General features: G+C 50.2%; 17 protein-coding genes. 11 read left to right on the top strand and 6 right to left on the bottom strand.

What is annotated here, in order from left to right; translation table 11 throughout:
• The first annotated feature begins 934 nt into the window (after positions 1 to 934).
• The 4 genes from EXY20_RS09335 to EXY20_RS09315 all read left to right on the top strand — a co-directional run bounded on the left by EXY20_RS09335 (position 935) and on the right by EXY20_RS09315 (position 6,182).
• Positions 935 to 2,449 carry a spore germination protein gene (locus EXY20_RS09335; RefSeq protein ID WP_235885468.1) on the top strand — a complete coding sequence of 505 codons (1,515 nt, stop codon included), beginning with the start codon at positions 935 to 937 and terminating at the stop codon, positions 2,447 to 2,449.
• Positions 2,450 to 2,462: 13 nt separating this feature from the next.
• Positions 2,463 to 3,668 carry a Ger(x)C family spore germination protein gene (locus tag EXY20_RS09330; protein WP_135550085.1) on the top strand — a complete coding sequence of 402 codons (1,206 nt, stop codon included), beginning with the start codon at positions 2,463 to 2,465 and terminating at the stop codon, positions 3,666 to 3,668.
• A gap of 261 nt (positions 3,669 to 3,929) precedes the next feature.
• Positions 3,930 to 5,057, top strand: coding sequence for a GerAB/ArcD/ProY family transporter (locus EXY20_RS09320; RefSeq protein ID WP_135550081.1), 1,128 nt, complete (start codon positions 3,930 to 3,932; stop codon positions 5,055 to 5,057).
• 6 nt (positions 5,058 to 5,063) lie between these two features.
• Positions 5,064 to 6,182: a GerAB/ArcD/ProY family transporter gene (locus EXY20_RS09315; protein ID WP_135550079.1), complete on the top strand. Its 1,119-nt coding sequence runs from the start codon at positions 5,064 to 5,066 to the stop codon at positions 6,180 to 6,182.
• Between the two features lie 61 nt (positions 6,183 to 6,243).
• Here EXY20_RS09315 and EXY20_RS09310 read toward each other — a convergent pair whose 3' ends face one another.
• Complete coding sequence (locus tag EXY20_RS09310; RefSeq protein WP_135550078.1) at positions 6,244 to 6,927, bottom strand: phytanoyl-CoA dioxygenase family protein; 684 nt, start codon at positions 6,925 to 6,927, stop codon at positions 6,244 to 6,246.
• A gap of 245 nt (positions 6,928 to 7,172) precedes the next feature.
• Here EXY20_RS09310 and EXY20_RS09305 point away from each other — a divergent pair, with 245 nt between their 5' ends.
• The 5 genes from EXY20_RS09305 (at position 7,173) to EXY20_RS09285 (ending at position 10,416) form a co-directional block, all read left to right on the top strand.
• Positions 7,173 to 8,087, top strand: a complete 915-nt coding sequence (locus EXY20_RS09305; RefSeq protein WP_167859110.1) for an AraC family transcriptional regulator — start codon at positions 7,173 to 7,175, stop codon at positions 8,085 to 8,087.
• A gap of 57 nt (positions 8,088 to 8,144) precedes the next feature.
• Positions 8,145 to 8,507: an ArsR/SmtB family transcription factor gene (locus EXY20_RS09300; protein WP_135550074.1), complete on the top strand. Its 363-nt coding sequence runs from the start codon at positions 8,145 to 8,147 to the stop codon at positions 8,505 to 8,507.
• 194 nt (positions 8,508 to 8,701) lie between these two features.
• The gene (locus EXY20_RS09295; protein WP_135550072.1) at positions 8,702 to 9,349 is read left to right on the top strand and encodes a hypothetical protein; all 648 of its coding nucleotides are present in this window, start codon (positions 8,702 to 8,704) and stop codon (positions 9,347 to 9,349) included.
• A 60-nt stretch (positions 9,350 to 9,409) separates the two neighbouring features.
• A complete protein-coding gene (locus tag EXY20_RS09290) occupies positions 9,410 to 9,787 on the top strand; it encodes a hypothetical protein (RefSeq protein WP_135550069.1) in 378 nt (125 codons plus the stop codon).
• Positions 9,788 to 9,819: 32 nt separating this feature from the next.
• Entirely contained in the window at positions 9,820 to 10,416 is a 597-nt protein-coding gene (locus EXY20_RS09285) for a PspA/IM30 family protein (protein WP_135550067.1), read from the top strand.
• A 72-nt stretch (positions 10,417 to 10,488) separates the two neighbouring features.
• Here the strand turns inward: EXY20_RS09285 and EXY20_RS09280 are convergent, their stop codons facing one another.
• Positions 10,489 to 12,678 (bottom strand): heavy metal translocating P-type ATPase, encoded by a 2,190-nt coding sequence (locus tag EXY20_RS09280; protein ID WP_135550065.1) that lies wholly within the window; start codon positions 12,676 to 12,678, stop codon positions 10,489 to 10,491.
• Between the two features lie 217 nt (positions 12,679 to 12,895).
• Between EXY20_RS09280 and EXY20_RS09275 the strand changes: the two genes are divergently transcribed.
• Entirely contained in the window at positions 12,896 to 13,219 is a 324-nt protein-coding gene (locus EXY20_RS09275; RefSeq protein WP_135550062.1) for a metal-sensitive transcriptional regulator, read from the top strand.
• 478 nt (positions 13,220 to 13,697) lie between these two features.
• Here the strand turns inward: EXY20_RS09275 and EXY20_RS09270 are convergent, their stop codons facing one another.
• From EXY20_RS09270 to EXY20_RS09255, 4 genes are all read right to left on the bottom strand, one after another.
• Entirely contained in the window at positions 13,698 to 14,249 is a 552-nt protein-coding gene (locus EXY20_RS09270; protein ID WP_268966106.1) for a Gfo/Idh/MocA family protein, read from the bottom strand.
• A 9-nt stretch (positions 14,250 to 14,258) separates the two neighbouring features.
• On the bottom strand, positions 14,259 to 14,675 hold the full coding sequence (locus EXY20_RS09265; RefSeq protein ID WP_135550058.1) for a Gfo/Idh/MocA family protein: 417 nt from the start codon (positions 14,673 to 14,675) through the stop codon (positions 14,259 to 14,261).
• Between the two features lie 57 nt (positions 14,676 to 14,732).
• Positions 14,733 to 15,602 (bottom strand): Gfo/Idh/MocA family protein, encoded by an 870-nt coding sequence (locus EXY20_RS09260; RefSeq protein ID WP_235885467.1) that lies wholly within the window; start codon positions 15,600 to 15,602, stop codon positions 14,733 to 14,735.
• Between the two features lie 182 nt (positions 15,603 to 15,784).
• The gene (locus EXY20_RS09255; RefSeq protein WP_268966104.1) at positions 15,785 to 16,582 is read right to left on the bottom strand and encodes an AraC family transcriptional regulator; all 798 of its coding nucleotides are present in this window, start codon (positions 16,580 to 16,582) and stop codon (positions 15,785 to 15,787) included.
• Positions 16,583 to 16,868: 286 nt separating this feature from the next.
• Here EXY20_RS09255 and EXY20_RS09250 point away from each other — a divergent pair, with 286 nt between their 5' ends.
• Positions 16,869 to 17,579, top strand: coding sequence for a PIG-L deacetylase family protein (locus EXY20_RS09250; protein WP_167859108.1), 711 nt, complete (start codon positions 16,869 to 16,871; stop codon positions 17,577 to 17,579).
• Positions 17,580 to 17,666 lie beyond the last annotated feature (87 nt).

Raw genomic sequence — 17,666 nt, 5'->3', positions numbered from 1 at the left:
ACGCATTCCTCTTTACCTGGATTGTACAGGTCATGCAGCAGAGTAAGTGTAATTTTATACACGTGCTCGGGCAACAATCGGCGGTACTCATCGCTGCAATAGGGCGGTTTTTTATTCGGGTTGGTTTCACCAAAAATGTATCGACCTTTGACCTGCCTTTACCAGTATGGACGAGGTTTTGCCTTTGAAACGGTAGCTACATTTTCATACATCGCGGTGACCGGTAGGTCATGAAGGTTTTTTATGGCCTATTTTTGTCCCAAGCCGAACGATAAGGCAGGGGGCAACACTCCTGTGACATAAATGACAGCTCGAAACGGCATGGAAGTTATCGCTTGAGCCAAGCGCGCATTCCCCTCCTCTGCTAGGAGGGGAGGTCAAGGATCTGGGGAAGGCATTGCCGGTATGACGAAGAAGCCATTGCGCGGCTTCTTCTTTTTTGCCGAACCACTCGCCAGCATCAGCAGCCAGTCATCGAGCGAACCGCGGGAATTGTAGGCGAGGGTCGGTGCGACCTGCGATATTTGCGAATATAACGTCTCATCGGAATGATCGAAAATAATCAAGTCGGGCGAGAGTTTCGACGTTGCCTCCAGGCAGAGCGGGAAATCCTTGCTGAAGAACTGGTTCCATTCATTGTAGGAATTTGTCCCCCTTCACGATCGTCGTGGAGGGGGTTTTTCGGCGAAATCTATTGTGCTTATCCAGGCCGGCGTTTTGTTTACCGTCGCCCCCGCCAGCTTACAGCAAAACAAGTTTAAACCGTTTCGCTTTGGTTAACAATTGTAACGGATGCGATTCAGAACCGCACGAAATAATGGATTTCAAATCCAGTTGACGAATAGAAGAGGACACTGCCATGAGGTTTATCAGGAAACTATTCAGTCCTGCCCGCGGATATGTACAGAACGTACAAAACCAAGGTGCTGCTCCGATGCAACCGTTGTACGGGAACCTCGAAGAAAATATCGCCTGCATCAAAGAAACGCTTGGAAACAGCGACGATATCGTCATTAGAGAGTTTCGTATTGGTCCGGAGGGACTGCTGAAAGCAAGCATTTGTTACGTTTCGGGGTTGTCCGATACCCAGTCCATCAATAGCTTCATTATGGAATCGTTACTGTTCGACATTCAACAAACAGATGCAGACGGAAAAATAGCTGCAGGCGATAATTTGCTACATATCCTGAAGGATTCGGTCATTTCCGCAGGCGATATTCGGGATGTAACGGACTTTGGTCCTCTCTTTATTTCCCTGTTATCCGGAGATGTCATTTTATTAGTCGATGGATACGCACAGGGAGTTAGCATCAGAATTCGCGGCTGGGAAGGCCGCAGCGTAACGGAGCCTCCTACCGAAACCGTCGTTCGCGGACCTCGGGAAAGCTTTACGGAGAGCTTGAATACAAACACGGCATTGATTCGCAGAAAAATAAAAGATCCGAGGCTTTGGCTTGAAAACAGGCAAATCGGCAGTGTGACCAGAACGGACGTAGCCGTTATGTATATCAAAGGAATCGCGAACGATAAAATCGTCGAAGAAGTGCGTCGCCGTCTGGATCGCATCCGTATCGACGGCATTTTGGAAAGCGGCTACATCGAGGAACTGATTCAGGATGATACGTACACGCCTTTCCCAACCATTTATAATTCCGAGCGCCCGGATGTGATTGCTGCCGAACTGCTGGAAGGAAAAATCGCCATTGTGGTGGATGGAACACCGTTCGTGCTTGTTGCTCCTGCTTTGTTTATTTCTTTCTTCCACTCGGCGGAAGATTATTATCAACGTGCAGATATAAGCACGCTCATCCGCATTCTTCGTGTCATCGGTATTTTCATCGCACTGCTCGGTCCGTCGCTCTATATCGCGATCACGACGTTTCATCAGGAAATGCTGCCGACCCAACTGCTGATCAGTTTGGCAGCTCAACGCGAGGGTGTTCCATTCCCGGCATTTATCGAAGCGGTTATGATGGAAATCACGTTTGAAATATTGCGGGAAGCCGGCATAAGAATGCCGCGTACAATCGGGCAGGCAGTTTCGATCGTAGGGACGTTGGTTATCGGACAAGCAGCGGTAGAGGCAGGCATCGTTTCTGCAGCCATGGTTATTGTCGTATCGATTACGGCGATTTCCAACTTCGTTTTTCCTGCAGTCAACATGTCCATCTCGATTCGGATGCTTCGTTTCCCTCTAATGGGGCTGGCCGCTTCCTTCGGCATTTTCGGGATTATTGTCGGGATCATGGCGCTCGTTATTCATTTGTGCAGCTTGCGTTCATTCGGAGTGCCTTACATGAGCCCATTCGCTCCTATCGTTGTTGACGATCTCAAGGATACGATATTTCGACTGCCGCGATGGGCAATGTTTTCCCGCCCCAGGCTGATCAGCCAGAAAAATGTCATTCGTGAGCAAAGTGCGCCCCCGAAACCGCTTCCTAGAAAATAGAAAGGGTTGTGCCATGATCCGAAAGCTGTTACAGCTGCTCCTTCTCGTCGCCATCCTTTCAATTGTTCCCGGTTGTTGGAACCGTCGGGAATTAAATACGCTAGGCATCGCTGTCGGATTCGGAATCGATAAAGCCGGCGATCAGTATCTGGTTACCGCTCAAGTGGTGGATCCGGGAGAAGCGACTGCGAAGAAAGGGGTGACCGGCCGTTCTCCGGTTGTCTTATACCATGCGGAGAGTTCTTCCGTAATCGAGGCGCTGCGTAAAATGACGAAGGAAAGCCCGAGAAAAATTTACGTGTCTCACGTTCGAATCCTCGTCATCGGCGAATCGCTTGCAAGAGAAGGCATTGCGGACGTACTCGACTTAATGTCAAGAGATCACGAGTTTCGCTCCGATTTTTATATCGTTGTGGCGAAACATACAAGAGCGGAGAACATCTTGAATGTATTGACCTCGCTGGAAAAAATACCGGCTATGGACCTGTCCAACGCCCTGCAAACGTCGGAGAAAACGTGGGCGCCTTCGCATAAGGTCGCCTTGAACGAGCTTATTTCCGACTTGACCAGCGAAGGCAAGCAACCTGTACTGACCGCCATCGAAATGATAGGGAATACAGAAATTGGAGAATCTAGAAATAGAAAAAACGTCGAGACTCTCGATCCGCCCGGTCGTTTACAGTACTCCGGCCTGGCGGCGTTTAATGGCGATAAATTGATCGGCTGGTTAAACGAGGACGAAAGCAAAGCGTACAACTACATTACGGATCATGTGAAAAGTACGGTCGGCTTTATGCCATGTCCGGATGGTGGCACCATGTCGCTCGAGATCATCCGATCGAAATCGAAGGTCAGCAGCAAGCTTGAAAACGGCAAGCCCTCGATCCTTGTGAACATTCGCATTGAAGCGAATGTGGGAGAGGTTGCTTGCCATGTCGATTTGACCAAAACCAAAACGATCGAGGAACTCAAAAAAATATCGGACCAAAAGGTGCAAGGCTTCATCAAAGCTTCAATCGATAAAATGCAAAAGCAATACAAGGCGGATATATACGGGTTCGGCCAAGTCATTCATCGGGCGGAGCCGAAGCTGTGGAAACAAATAGGAAAAGATTGGGACTCCTATTTTGCCAAACTGCCAGTAGAAGTGAAGGTGAATACCCAAATCCGCCGCCTCGGCACCGTAAACAATTCATTTATTGAAGAAATGAAAAAATAAGGAGCGAATCCAATGTGGGCGATCGCCGGGATTATTACCGCAACGGCTGCGATTGCGATAATCGAAATTCCTTCGCTTTGGCGAAAAAAATGGAAAAAGGAGCTGTGGGCATTCTCCATTCTCCTCCTATTCGGAGCGGGACTAAGCTTCGCGCTCAGCTTGCATGCGAACATTCCGAACCCGCTTGATTGGATTACATTCGTATATAAACCGCTCATTGACGCTTTGTCAGGCTTGTTAAAATAAAAAAGGAGCAACATGATGCTCAAAAAAGGAAAAATAGGCGCCCGCCAATTTACGATACTGGTCATGCTGTACATAATCGGCAACGCCATCCTGCTCATCCCGTCGACTCTTGCCTCCGTGGCCAAACAAGACGCTTGGATAGCGGCAATGCTGGCGGTCGGGGCAGCGCTCCTGGTAATCCCTTTGTGCGTTGCGCTGGGCAACCGCTTCCCCAATATGACCTTTACCGAATATCTCGAGGAAATAATCGGCAAGTGGCTGGGGAAAGCGGTTTCGCTTTTATTTTTGCTCGGCTTTCCATTTGTAATCGCGTCTATGACGCTGCGGAATATCGGAGATTTTATGACAACGCAAACGATACCGGAAACCCCGATTCAAATGGTGCACATAATATATATGGCGGTTGTCGTAATGGGGGTTAGACACGGCTTGGAGCCTTTAGCTCGCGCGGCTGAAATTTTTTTCCCGTTGGTCGTCCTGCTCTTTCTCATTCTCGTTGTATTCATTTCTCCACAAATGAAGTTCGTGAACATCCTGCCCGTGATGGAAGGAGGAATTCAAGCGGTACTGAAGGCTGCACTGCCATTTTTCAGCTTTCCTTTACTTGAGCCTGTTATTCTGTTGATGATCTTCCCTCATGTAAACGATAGAGCGAAAGCCGGAAAAGCGCTATTCGCTGGCGTGCTGCTCGGCGGGATCGTTTTATGTGTGACGACGATGATGACGATTCTTGTTCTTGGAGCGGATCAAACGGCCAGGAATGTCTTTCCAAGTTATGTGGCAGCTAAAAATATAAATATCGGCCAATTTTTGGAGCGGATAGAAATGATTTTGGCGGTCCTTTGGATTGTTACGAGCTTTTTTCGGCTAACCCTGTTGTTCCATATTTCCACATTCGGCATTGCCCAAACGTTGAATTTGAAAGACGATCGGTTCTTAACGCTTCCTTTGGCGATGATTTTGGTCGTTCTCTCGATCGTGGTGCTTCCACACATTACCTATTTGATCAATTTCAATCCCGTATGGGGCGTTTATGCGCCGACCTATGGTCTTGTGTTGCCGTTATTGCTGCTCGGAATAGCGATCATTCGCAAAAAACGGTCCAATGAAAGCAATGATCGATACGATGAAGGAAGGAGGTGAAGGGGGATGCTCGAAAAGGGCAAAATAAGCATTCGTCAATTTACAATAGCGGTGATATTATATATAGTCGGCAGCGCCATCCTGATCGTTCCTGCGATCCTTGCTTCAAAGGCCAAACAGGATGCTTGGATTGCCGCCATTATGGCAGTCTGCATCAGTTTGCTTGTTATTCCGCTGTACAACGCACTCGGGAAACGGTTTCCGAACATGACCCTCGCCGAATACAGCGAAGTGATTATGGGCAGATGGCTGGGAAAAGCGATTTTTTTGTCGTTTCTCACGTTTCCGTTTTTCATTGCGACATTAACGCTTCGCAACATCGGAGATTTTCTGACGACACAAATCATGCGAGAAACCCCGATTCAAGCGATTCACATCATCGTTATGGCCATCGTCGTCATGTCGGTCAAGCTCGGGCTGGAGACGTTGGCCCGCGCCGGAGAGCTGTTTTTCCCGTGGATCATGCTGCTGGTTATCGTCATGGTATTGCTCGTCACTCCCCAGATAAAGGTGACAAACCTGCAGCCCGTCTTGGAGGAAGGATTCCTCCCGTTAGTGAAGGCAGCGATCCCTTTCATCAGTTTTCCATTTCTCGGATCTATCATATTTTTAATGATCTCCCCTTCGGTAAACCGGCCGATGAAAGCTGGAAAAGCTCTCTTTTCGGGTGTGCTGCTCGGAGGTATTTTATTAACAGCTATGACGGTGCTGGCTATCGTTGTGATCGGCCCCGGCGGTACGGCCCGTGAGAGCTTTCCAAGCTACGAAATAGCGAGAAGGATCAGTATCGGCGGCTTCCTGGAGCGTATCGAAGTTGTAATGGCTGTCATCTGGTTTTTGACGATCTTTTTTAGACTGACCGTGCTGCTTTATGTGCTGGTGTTGGGTGTAGCGCAAACGTTTCGTTTCCGCGAGTACCAGTTTTTGGCGATCCCTCTGGGGGTTGTTACGATCTTGTTCTCCATATTCGAAATACCGAACAACACTTATCTGATTACGTTCAATCAAACGGTTTGGCCGCTTTATGCGCCTACGTTCGGCCTGCTCCTGCCACTGCTGCTTTATATTGTGGCCGTGCTGCGGAATGCAAGCTCCAGTGTATCGAACGATACGCAGATGAAATGACATCTTGCCAAACCGATCCCGCCCATGCAGGGAGGAATCGGTCTTATTGGCGCGAGGCGAATCAGCTCAATTTGAATGCAGCGCCGGCCCACGAATAGGCAGGGTCTTCTTTCGTCCCGTCCTTGTAAGTAGAGATGAGCGCCCAACGATCCCGGCCGGAAGTGTTCGGATAGGAGGCATGATAAAGCAAATCGTGAAAAATGATCACATCTCCGCGCGAGACCGGCATATCGACGACATTCATCGCCTCAATCTCTTCTGCGTTCAAACGATTGATGAATCCGAGACCGTCCGAACTGTCTCCCCCATGATGAGCCGTTCCCAACAGGTGAGAACCCGGCACGATCCTCAGACAGCCGTTCTCGGGGGTAGCGTCGTCCAGCGGGACCCAGACGGAGACCTTGTTGCTGCCAAACCAGTATGCATGATCCTGATGCCACGGGGAGCCGAAATCTTTGGCAGCATCCTTGTACACAATTTTATCGCTCAAAAAGACGACGTCGTTCCCGATGATCGTTTTCAGCGCTTCGGCCAATGCGGGATGGCCCGCGGCTTCCTTGAAGACCGGACTGGCGATGGCCATGCCTACATACACGCCTTCATTTCCGACTTTCCCCTGATTTTGCTTCTCGTCAATTACCTTCCGTGCTTCTTCCTTATACCTGCTGACTTCCTGTTCATTGAACAGATTACGGACCACGATGTACCCGTTTTCTGCATACGCTTGGGCAAGATTGGCTGTCATGGCGAAAGCGCCTCCTTGTCAAATCATGTGGTGGAATCACGTCTCACCTTGATACTACTGCGATTTCGGGCGTTAGAAAATGCACGGAAAACGATACTTTGTGTACAAAATCAACATGGATGCAGCGGATTGGAGATCAAATGCGTGCATAAATTCGGTTGTCGACTGTCTTGAACGGCAGGGGACAATCCCTCATAATAAGTGCATACCGGCATAACGAATATGAACCGGGAGGGGACGTCATCGTGTTATGGGAAAAAATCCAATCCGTTATCGATTTTCGCCGCATCCAGTTGATCGGGTCCGGAGACTTTATTGTGAAACCCGGATGGGTTTACGGTCCGATCCGCCATCGGTATCGCCAAATCGTATACTTCCCGAACGGCACCGAGACAAGATACGTGTGCTCGACCCGCTCGATTGTTTTGAGCAAGCCAAGCATCATCATCACGCCGCCAGGGGAGGAGCATGCTTACGAGTTTGACTCGAAGCAGGCGGTACGGCATCTGTTCGTAACTTTCTCGTGGGGCCAGGAGAGTGGAGGCGAGGAGTTGCCTGAACCGGGGGAGCAGTCCGTGCACCTGCAATCCGTGGAGGAGACGTTCGTGCCTTTTTTGATCAAGCAAATTTTGTATTTGTCGAATAAAAAGACGCATCTGTGGGAAGAACAGTGTAAAATCCTGCTGGCGTCCGCTTTGACCGAACTGGAGGGGTTGAAAGGCGCCTCGCCCTCGAAGCTGGCATTGCATTCGGATACGAAGATAGCTTTGCCCATTTTGCAGGCTCTCGACTATATTGACCGCCATCTGGCCGAACCGATCAGCATCGAAAAATTGGCGCAGGAGGCAGGCTGGAGCCATCAGCATTTTACCCGCAAATTCGCTCAGTACATGGGGGTCTCTCCGCAGAAGGCGATTATTCAGCGACGCATCGAACGAGCCTGCCAGCTGCTCTTGCAAGAGAAGGGCACGATTTCGGAAATTGCCTTCTCCGTCGGATTCCAGAACGTGCATTATTTTTATCGAACGTTCATGAACGTAAAGGGCATAACCGCATCCCGGTATCGTGAAAAATATTCCGCCCCGCATCTCAAACATTTGTTCCCGGTCAAAGACTTGGAAACCTCGTATCCGCTGAACCACCGCTTCATTTATGTGTAACGCGGGAATTCTGCTATAATAGTGAGAATGAAGCGGTTGAAGAAAGGCGGCGATAAAGTGGAGAAAGTATTGCAGGAACAATGCGAAGATTCGTGTGAAGGCACGGTTAATATTAATGAGTTGAAGCACAATTTGATTCCGGAGCATATGGCAACAAATCTGGCGGATGTGTTCAAGGCGCTTGGCGATCCGACTCGCGTAAAAATTATTTATACCTTGCTTCAGAAAGAGCTATGTGTCCACGATTTGACGATGGTGCTGGATATGGGGCAATCTGCCGTATCGCACCAATTGCGTTATTTGCGAAACATGCGGATAGTCAAGCGTCGCAAAACAGGGAAGACCGTTTTTTATTCCCTGGATGATGAACATATCGAGCTGTTGTTTGTCCAGATGTTGCAGCACGTCAAGCATTCGTAGCTTTGCATCAATGATGGGTATGCGGAATCCTCCTTTGGAAATGAAAACCGGAGGATTTTTTTCGTTTCCGCAAAATCTGCAAAATTATCTGTTGGAACCGATTATGATATTTTATAATGGAAACAAGAAACAGGAATGAGAAATAAACGTAGCACGACGTGTATAATCATGGAGACTTTTGGAGGGATGCAAAGATGGGATTGTTGGATTGGTTCCGGGAAAATTTTTCAGGAGAAAAAACTTGTCCTCCCGAGCATTTGGAAAGTTATAAACGGTTAGGCGAACAGGTATACGAACTTCAAGTCGAGTTATCAAGCTGTCAGACTACCCGGGCACTCGCTTTTTTACAGGCGGCCAGAAGCTTGCAAACGTTGGCGGATGCACTGCTGGGGGATGTTTTCTCGAGTTCCGGGAAAACTTCGAAGACGGTTCCTGTCGTTACCCATGAACAGGCTGATCTCTGGTATGGAAGAATAACCGATTTGCTGGTTGCAGCACGGCAGGAAGCGGCATTTGCAGGCACATCCCCCATTGCATTGCCCATTAAACTGGGGGGATTGGTGGAAGGACCGAAACCATGCCCAATCGATCATCTTTCCGGCTTGCGCCGCGCGGCAGATAAAATGGAAGATATGGTGAAAGATCATATCGGAATGGCAAGAATGGAAGGAGAACGTTACAAAGAGGCCATCTTGTTGTATGAAGATGCGCGGACGCGCAAGCAAGCAGGGGACTCGATTGTCGGGACCATAACGACGGGAAGGCGTGTATCTCCGGAGAGCCATGAAGACGCGGAAGAGCAGTATGAGAGAGCGCTGTCGAGTTACTTCCTCGTTGCATAAGGTGTGAAAGCGCCAGAAATATTGACTCCGCTTCAAAACCCTCCCGTTCGAAAATGCAAATTGGATTCGGACGACATCTGGAAAGTAACCTCCAGACTTGCGATTCGACCTATCCGTGAAGCCGGCGAGTGGCAACAGGCCGAAAACGATTTAGTCGAGCACTGGGAACATTTCCGAATGACCGATACCGACAGAGAATACGAATCAACGGTGGAGCAGCTGCTTGAGCGCGGGGCCATCAAGGAGACGGCTTATTGGTACTGCTGCCCTTTCCCGTCGGTTTATCGCGTTGGCAAAACTCCTGTTCATGTGCTTGGTCAGGAAATTCCGAGCGGGTATGCGTTTGTATATGAATACGGCGATGACGGGGCGCCGGCCCAATTCATCGTGAGGCCAACATTTGGCGAAGCCGATTCGCGCAAATATTGCGACGATTAGACTATATCGTCCATTGAAAGGAGTCGCTAAGATTGGGGTTTGTAGAGCGACTGAAATCATTTTTCGGAAAGAACGATACGGAGGATCTTGAAGTTGCGCTGCATGTTCATATTGAATCCGCCACAGAAAAATTGCGCGCATTTTCCGTAACCGTAAATCGGATGGAAGCGGAGCAAGTGGTGACCAGCGAGCGTATTCATTTAATTGAAAAAGAAGCATCGTTACTGTGCGAACAGGCCGAACGCGCAATCGAGGAAAACGATGAACGCAAGGCCAGACAATTACTGGAAACCTCTCAAGCGAAAAAAAATCAACTGGAATCCTCAAAAGCGCAATTATCCCAATTAAACGTAACCCTTGGTTCCTTGAAGGCAGACTACTCTGCTATTCAACAACTAATACAGGAAGCCAAAGATAAGCTTCACAGTCTGATCAGGCGGAACCAAAACGCGCTTGCAAAGCAGCATGTCGGATCCATGTCTGCGTACGATGTGGAAGTGCGCCGTGTAATCGAGCGTATGAAAGACGAGATTTTATTGGCCGAGGCCAAAGCGGAGCTTGCCAGTGTTTCCGTGCATGGTTCCCTTGATGACGAGTTTGAAAAACTGGAGCGGGAAAAAAACAATTGAATAGGGCCCTTTCATAAGAAAGACGAGACTGCCCGCAAGGGGGCGTCTCGTCTCTTTACAACAGTGCTGCGGTTAATTCGATGCGCTCTTTCGTTGAATGAGGATGGTCAAGCTTACCAATGTGACAAAAATCGTCGCCCCCATGTCCGACAGGATCGCAATCCAGAGCGTCAACAGACCGGGGATGGTAAGCAGAAGCGCGATAGCCTTCAATCCGATCGCGACGATAATATTGAAGCGGATAATCCTGTTGACGCGTTTCGCTACTTTCACGGCCTCGGGGAGCTTGCCGAGATGGTCTTGCATCAATACAATATCCGCCGTTTCAATGGCGCTGTCGGTTCCTTTCCCCATTGCAATGCCCAACTGCGCGGAAGCAAGCGCAGGCGCGTCGTTGATCCCGTCGCCGATCATCGCGACTTGCCCTTCCCGGGCAAGCGATTTGATTTTATCCACTTTGTTTTCCGGCAACAAGTTGCCGTAATATTCCCTGACCCCGACCGCTGAAGCCACTTTTTCAGCCGTTTTTTGGTGGTCGCCGGTCAGCATAACGGTGCGCCGAATGCCGCTGTGATGAAGCGCGGCGATCACAGCTTTGCTTTCTTCGCGAATTTCATCGGCAATTCCGAATAAACCGAGAATTTGCGTGTCATCCGCAAGTAGAACCAGTGTCAACCCTTCGGATTTGAATGATTCGATGGCCGAACGCACTTGTTCCGGGATCTCCAGATGCTCCATGCTTTTTTCGTTGCCGAGCCGATATTTCTGACCTTCTACAATGGCATGAATGCCTTGGCCGGAAACGGTAGTTATTTCATCCGGCTCCGGAATCGGAATACGGCGACGCGCAATTTCTTTCATGATTGCTTTCGCAAGAGGATGAGACGAATGTTTTTCGATTGCCGCGGCAACGGCAAAGAATCGTTCTTCATCATAGGCAATAACCTTTTCTACATAAGGTTCGCCTTTGGTAAGGGTGCCGGTTTTATCGAAGGCGAGCGTGTCAATTTTGCCCAGTTGTTCAAGGAAAACGCCCCCCTTAATCAAAATGCCGTTGCGGGCATTCCGCGTAATACCGGCCACGATGGCGATCGGCGAAGACAAGATAAGGGCACAAGGACAGCCGACAATCAATACGGCAAGGCCCTGGTACAACCATTTGCCCCAGTCTCCGCCGAAGAGCAGCGGAGGGACGGCGATGACCAGCGCTGCGATGACGAGTATCAAGGGCGTATAGTATTTGGAAAATTTGTTGATGAACAACTCGGTCGGCGTTTTTGTTTCCTGCGCTTCCTGGACAAGATGCAGGATCTTTGCAAGAGAAGAATCCTGATAAGCCTTGTCAATTCGAATTTGCAAAACACCTTCGTTATTGATGCTGCCGCCAAAAACAGGTTCACCGGCGGCTTTCTCCACCGGAAGCGACTCGCCGGTAATCGCGGCTTCATTGACGGAGCTTTTTCCTTCCGTTACCGTACCGTCCGAAGGAATTTTTTCTCCCGGTTTCACGCGTACGATATCGCCGCTTTGCAGCGATGCGATGGGCACGACTTTTTCTTGCCCGCCTTCGATTATCAAGGCTTCTTTCGGCGCAACCTGGAGCAAGGTTTCCATCGAGCGACGCGCCTTCTCCATCCCGAATCCTTCCAGCAGTTCGTTCAAACCGAACAGAATGGCAACTAGCGTAGCTTCTTTCCATTCGCCAATAGCGACGGCTCCGACCAGGGCAATGGTCATTAACGTATCGATATTGAATCGAAAGCGGAGCAAGTTTTTCAGGCCGCGCCAGAACGTGGAATACCCGCTGATAATGGTGGCAGCAAGATACAGGGGGATCCGTATCGAACGGTCCACTTGATGATCAAGAATGATCGCGGCAAAATAAATGATCGCTGCGACAATAAGCAGAGTCAACATGCGTGAATTGCTGCCGCTATGGGAATGATCATGATCATGGCCATGACCATCGCCCGAATGATGTTCATGTCCTTTATGCTCGTTATGGTCATGCCCCGTATGGTCATGATCATGAGTATGGGATTGGTCATGATCTGTGTCATGTTCATGAGCAGAGGCAATGTACGCTCCATCCGATTGCAATATCTTTTTTACTTTCGCCAATGGAACCCGCGGGTCTAACAATAGTCGCCCGGAATGAAAGCTCAGTGTCGCGCTTTCGCCAAATTCAAGCTGCTTGATATCATGCTCAAGCAATTGGGTACAGTTCCCACAGGAAAGTCCTTTTACGCGAAATTCCTTCATCGAAGACCGTCCTTCGCCTAATATATGAATACATGTTCATATGATAAATGAGGTCGCATCATTTGTCAATCATCTACAAATGTTACCGCCAGAACCGGGCCAACTTCTTCAAAGTGCTTCGATTTCGGCTTTTTTGTTTCGCCGTTGTATCATATGCCTTCCCTTTACATAGGGGGAGGGGGGGTGGTAATGTATTTTCAAAGGAGTTGATTTTACAGTGGATGAAACAGAACAACAAGCATGCGATCACCAATCTTCATCGGTACGCAAAAGTCATCACTCGGAAAAAACCAAACTTCAACTAATACAGCGGCTGAATCGGATCGAAGGTCAGGTGCGAGGCGTCAAAGGGCTAATAGAAAAAGACACGTATTGCGACGATGTGTTAAACCAAATAGCTTCCATTCAATCGGCATTGAACGGTTTGGGGAAGCAACTGCTGGAACATCATCTGAAAAGCTGTGTCGTGGAACGGATTGAAGAAGGCGATCATGATGTTCTGAACGAGTTGCTTGTCACGGTTAGTAAGCTAATGAAGTAAAAAGCATCGCCTTGGGCTGGATGATTTAAGCTGCTAACGCGGTGTTTGCCCAGAATGATATGCTTCCGAAGCCGCTTTCTTACAGAAAGCGATCAGCTTCTCCAGAGCAGTCTTCCGCTTCGCTGCTTTGTGAACGAGCGTACTCGCGCGCTGCTGCAAGAAGCAGATCCTGGCGAGCCGCCCCCCTGAGCGGCCCGATTTAGTGCTTGGCAACCCAAATAGGCCATGAAAAATGGCCTATTGGTGCCTTTTCGGGCGGCTCGTCTGCAATAGCCAGTGAAATCACTGGTTATTTGCCCGTGATCGCCTGCAAATAGGCACTTCAAGCGAAATAGCCAGTGAAATCACTGGCTATTTCGCTTGGACGGCCCGTTTTTGGCGAAATAGGCAAGAAAACGTGGCCTATTTTGCGAGTGGGTAATTGGCGGATGGGGAATGGCGCACATGAAGCAGGTTATCCCCGGCTGCTGCGGCGGTTTCAGACGCCGAGCTCGATCGTAGCGCGATCCGCCGCCGATTGGTGGGCCGCCAGCGTGAAGGCAAGCGTTTGTTTCCCGTCCGCGTAGCCGCATAAAATACGGTCCGAAGCGCCAGACGCGACAGCTTCGACGAAAGCTTTATCCTGCTCGTAGATAGGATCCAGCCGGGAGGTAACCGTGATCTGCCGGTCTTTATCCGAGATGGTTACTACTTTGCCGTTGCCGCTGAGCGATACAAAAAAATCATGGCCAAAAAATTTGATCTCCGATTCGTTGTGATAATGCGATACGCATGATTCGGTAATGGTGCCGACCGCTCCCGATTGCAGCGTGAAGGCAACGGCGCCGCCGTCGGCGATCGTCGCATCGGGATACACGCTCCGAATGGAATTATGGCCGAACATCGCGGAGACATTCCGGTACTCGCCGGCCAGGAAACGAATCAGATCCGCCTGATGAGTCACGGCGTCGGCAAGATGCCCGCCGGACATATGCTGCTGCCTCCACCAAGGGGCGGGATGCGAGCCGCCGAAACGATGCGCCTGGATCAAATGGATCGTCTAATCCTTCAAGTATTCCTTCGCCTGCTGCACGGTATCGTAATATCGCAGGCAGTAGCCTACCGAATGGATGACGCCGGACTCGCGAATCGCCTGTTCCTTGCGCTGCACGGACTGCAGCTCGAGCCCAAGCGGCTTCTCCACGAACAAATGAATGCCTCTGCTCGCCGCCATTTCTTCCAGGCCTTCTCTTGCGAACTGCGGCGCGCAAATAAAGACGGCATCGATGGTTTCGGGATCAAGCAAGTCGTCCACGGAGTCCGATACCCGCGCTCCCGTAAGGGAAGCCATCGATTCCGCGCCTTCGCGATTGACGTCGTATACGCTCACGACTTCAGCCAATGCAATGTTTTGCAGCCCTTTTAAATGATGACGGGCCATGCCCCCCGCACCGATCATGCCGATTTTGACGGTCATAACGATCGCTCCTGTCTTGTCTCCGTTTATTATTGTTCCTAGAGAAAATAAGCCCGATCAAGCGCCCGGAAGCGTGACGCTCTTTCCTGTAGCAATGGATTCGTCAATGGCGAAGCTGGCTTCCATGGATTTGTATGCATCGCGGAATTCGCATCTTGTCGCCTTGCCGCTATTCACAGCGCGGACAAAGTCGTCGATTTCCTCCACGAACGGATGATGCGATACGTCGCCGCTGTCCGGCAGAATGGTCGGGATGACGGCGTAATCGGTTTGTCCGGGCCACTTGTGCGTGAACAGCTGATTGTTCATGATCGCCCCTTTTTCCCCGAGCAAATGCACGTTGAAACGGTAAGGCGTTTTGCATTCAAGCGAAGAAGACACTTTGCCAATGCCTCCGTTCTTCAGCTTGAAGATCGCGATGGCGTTTGGGTCGAATTCGTATTCGGAATCGGCCCAAGTTCCGCAGCTATATGCGGTAACCTCCGTAATATCGCCGGCAAAATACCGGACCGCATCTACCGCGTGACAGCCTGCCGACAATATGCTGCTGCCTCCCAGAGCTTTCGTTCTGCTCCAGCTGTACTGGCCGTATTGGGGCCCGACATGATGCCAGTAGTCGACTTGAGCCATAAAGATACGACCGAGCGCATCGTCATCGATTAATGCTTTCGTGTTGGCGAAAGACGGATTCCAGCGCAATACAAAGCTAACGGAGGTGCGAACCGGGTTCAGCTCCAACGCTTCGGCCATGCGGAGCAAGCCCGGACGGTCCATGGCCAGCGGCTTTTCAAGGACGAGATGTTTGCCGTGGCGGGCTGCCGTCACCGCTTGATCCGGGCGAAGATCGGGCGTAGAGCAAAGCACGACGGCGTCTACATTCGAAGCGCCGACCGCTTCCTCGTAGTTATCGGTGACGGCCGCTTCCATGCCGAGGCCGGCCAGCCTGCTTTTCGCATGCTTGATATTCCGCTTACCACCGTTACAACTTCCGCATCGGTTCTTGCCGCAATCGCTTTCAAATACCGCCGGCAACCCAACCCGTACCAACCACGGCAAAACGCAATTTTCCCATTTGGCTTATCCTCCTCAAGATCAGGGATACTGTCGATCTACATTTTGGCTTTTATCGTCTTGGCATACTCCATGGGCGACATCTGTACATTCGTTTTAAATTGCCTGGAGAAGCTGTGCACGCTGCTATAATGAAGCAAATCGGCGATTTCCGTCATATTGTGCGTATTTTCGCGGATCATGCGTTTGGCCTGTTCGATCTTCAACCTGCGAAAATAGTGCATCATGCTTTGCCCGGTTTTCTCCTTGAAAATCGACAAAGCGTTGCTGCGGCTGATGTTGAACGCTTTGCAGATGCGTTCGATTCGAACGTTCTGGAATACATGCTGTTCCATATAAGCGATGACATCCTCGACCCATTCGCGGTCGCTCTGCTGCTTGACTTCGCCTGACAGCCGATTTCGCTGCTGATGAACTTCGGCGTGCTCCAGCAGTCGGATCATCAATAGCTCAAGATGAATGCCGAGCAGTTGTTCTGCGGATCCATGCGCCTCGGGATTTCGATGCAGCTGATGATTGCGTGGGTCGTCGAAGGGCGGAACGAATGCCGCAAACCCGCTTTTCAGTATTTGAACGAGCAGTTGTTGATGTTCGGAATTCAGCGAAAAAATTTTGTTCTCGAACACGCTCATGGCCGGCGAATGGCAAACAAACGAAACGATCATGACGTTCGGCGCGATTTTGCGGTTGGCCCTCAGGTTGTGAAATTCATTAGGTTTGTGAAAAATGATGTCCCCCTGCTTCAGCAGATACACGTCCGTTTCCGCCAAAGCTTCCACTTCACCTCGATCCACATAAACAAATTCCCAGAAGTTATGCTTCTCACCGTCAAACATGAAATCCTTGGAAAATTCAAAGTAGTGAAAAGATACAATTTGCCTGATGGTGATATACTCGGTTAAGCTTGTGCGAGGAAATCGTTTGACTGCCATCAGGAATCAGTCCCCAATATGGTTTCTCGAGGTCAGTATAGCACGACAGCGGGCCTAGCGGTGGTGTTTTGTACGAAATGATCAATGAAACAGACGATTTGATAAAGCGGGAAAGTCATAGGCTGTAATACAATAAGCCCATGACTAATTCAGCCGGGTTTCTACACGGCATGAGGCTGGAGAGATGATGATGAACGTACTCGCTGTCGGTTGTCATCCCGACGACTTGGAGATCGGTTGCGGCGGAACGCTTGCCAAGCTGTCTGCCCTGGGTCATCAAGTTACGATGGTGCATGTGGCGGGCGGGGATAAAGGACATGCGGTCATAAAACCCGAACCGCTGAGGCAAATACGCGCCGTTGAAGCGCAGGAAGCGGGAGCGCTCATCGGTGCCGACGTGATCGGTCTGGACATCCCGGACTTGTCGGTCAAGAGCGACAATGACGAATTGATCCGCAAGCTGGTCGGCATCATTCGCCAAACCAGACCGGCCTATATCATTACGCACCCGCCCGAAGACTACATGAAGGATCATATGGAAGTTTCGAAGGCCGTGTTCGATGCCAGCTTCGCGGCAACGGTGCCTCACTTCGAGGCGGAAGGAAACGTTCGCCACTGCGACAAGCCAATGCCTGTCTATTACATGGATACGCTTGCCGGTGTTGCGTTCCTGCCCACGGAATACGTCGACATTACGGATTATATCGAGACGAAAATGCGGATGAACAACAGCCACCAGAGCCAACTGAAATGGCTGCGCGATCACGACGGGATCGATTTCCTCGACTTCGTCCGCACTGTATCCAAATTCCGCGGGCTTCAATGCGGCAAGCCTTATGCGGAAGGGTTCCGGCAGTGCATGGCTTGGCCGAGGTTGACGACGGAGCGGCTGCTGCCATAAAATTTGACAGATCGTGGAGATTCAAGCATAATAAACAATATAAATGGTCGGGGAAGCACCTCACAAAGATAAACACAACCCGTGTTT

This window comes from Paenibacillus cymbidii, assembly GCF_004764705.1.
Lineage (GTDB): Bacteria > Bacillota > Bacilli > Paenibacillales > NBRC-103111 > Paenibacillus_AN > Paenibacillus_AN cymbidii.
The sequence above is the reverse complement of the archived record's forward strand: the minus strand, read 5'-3'. Positions and strand labels throughout refer to the sequence as shown.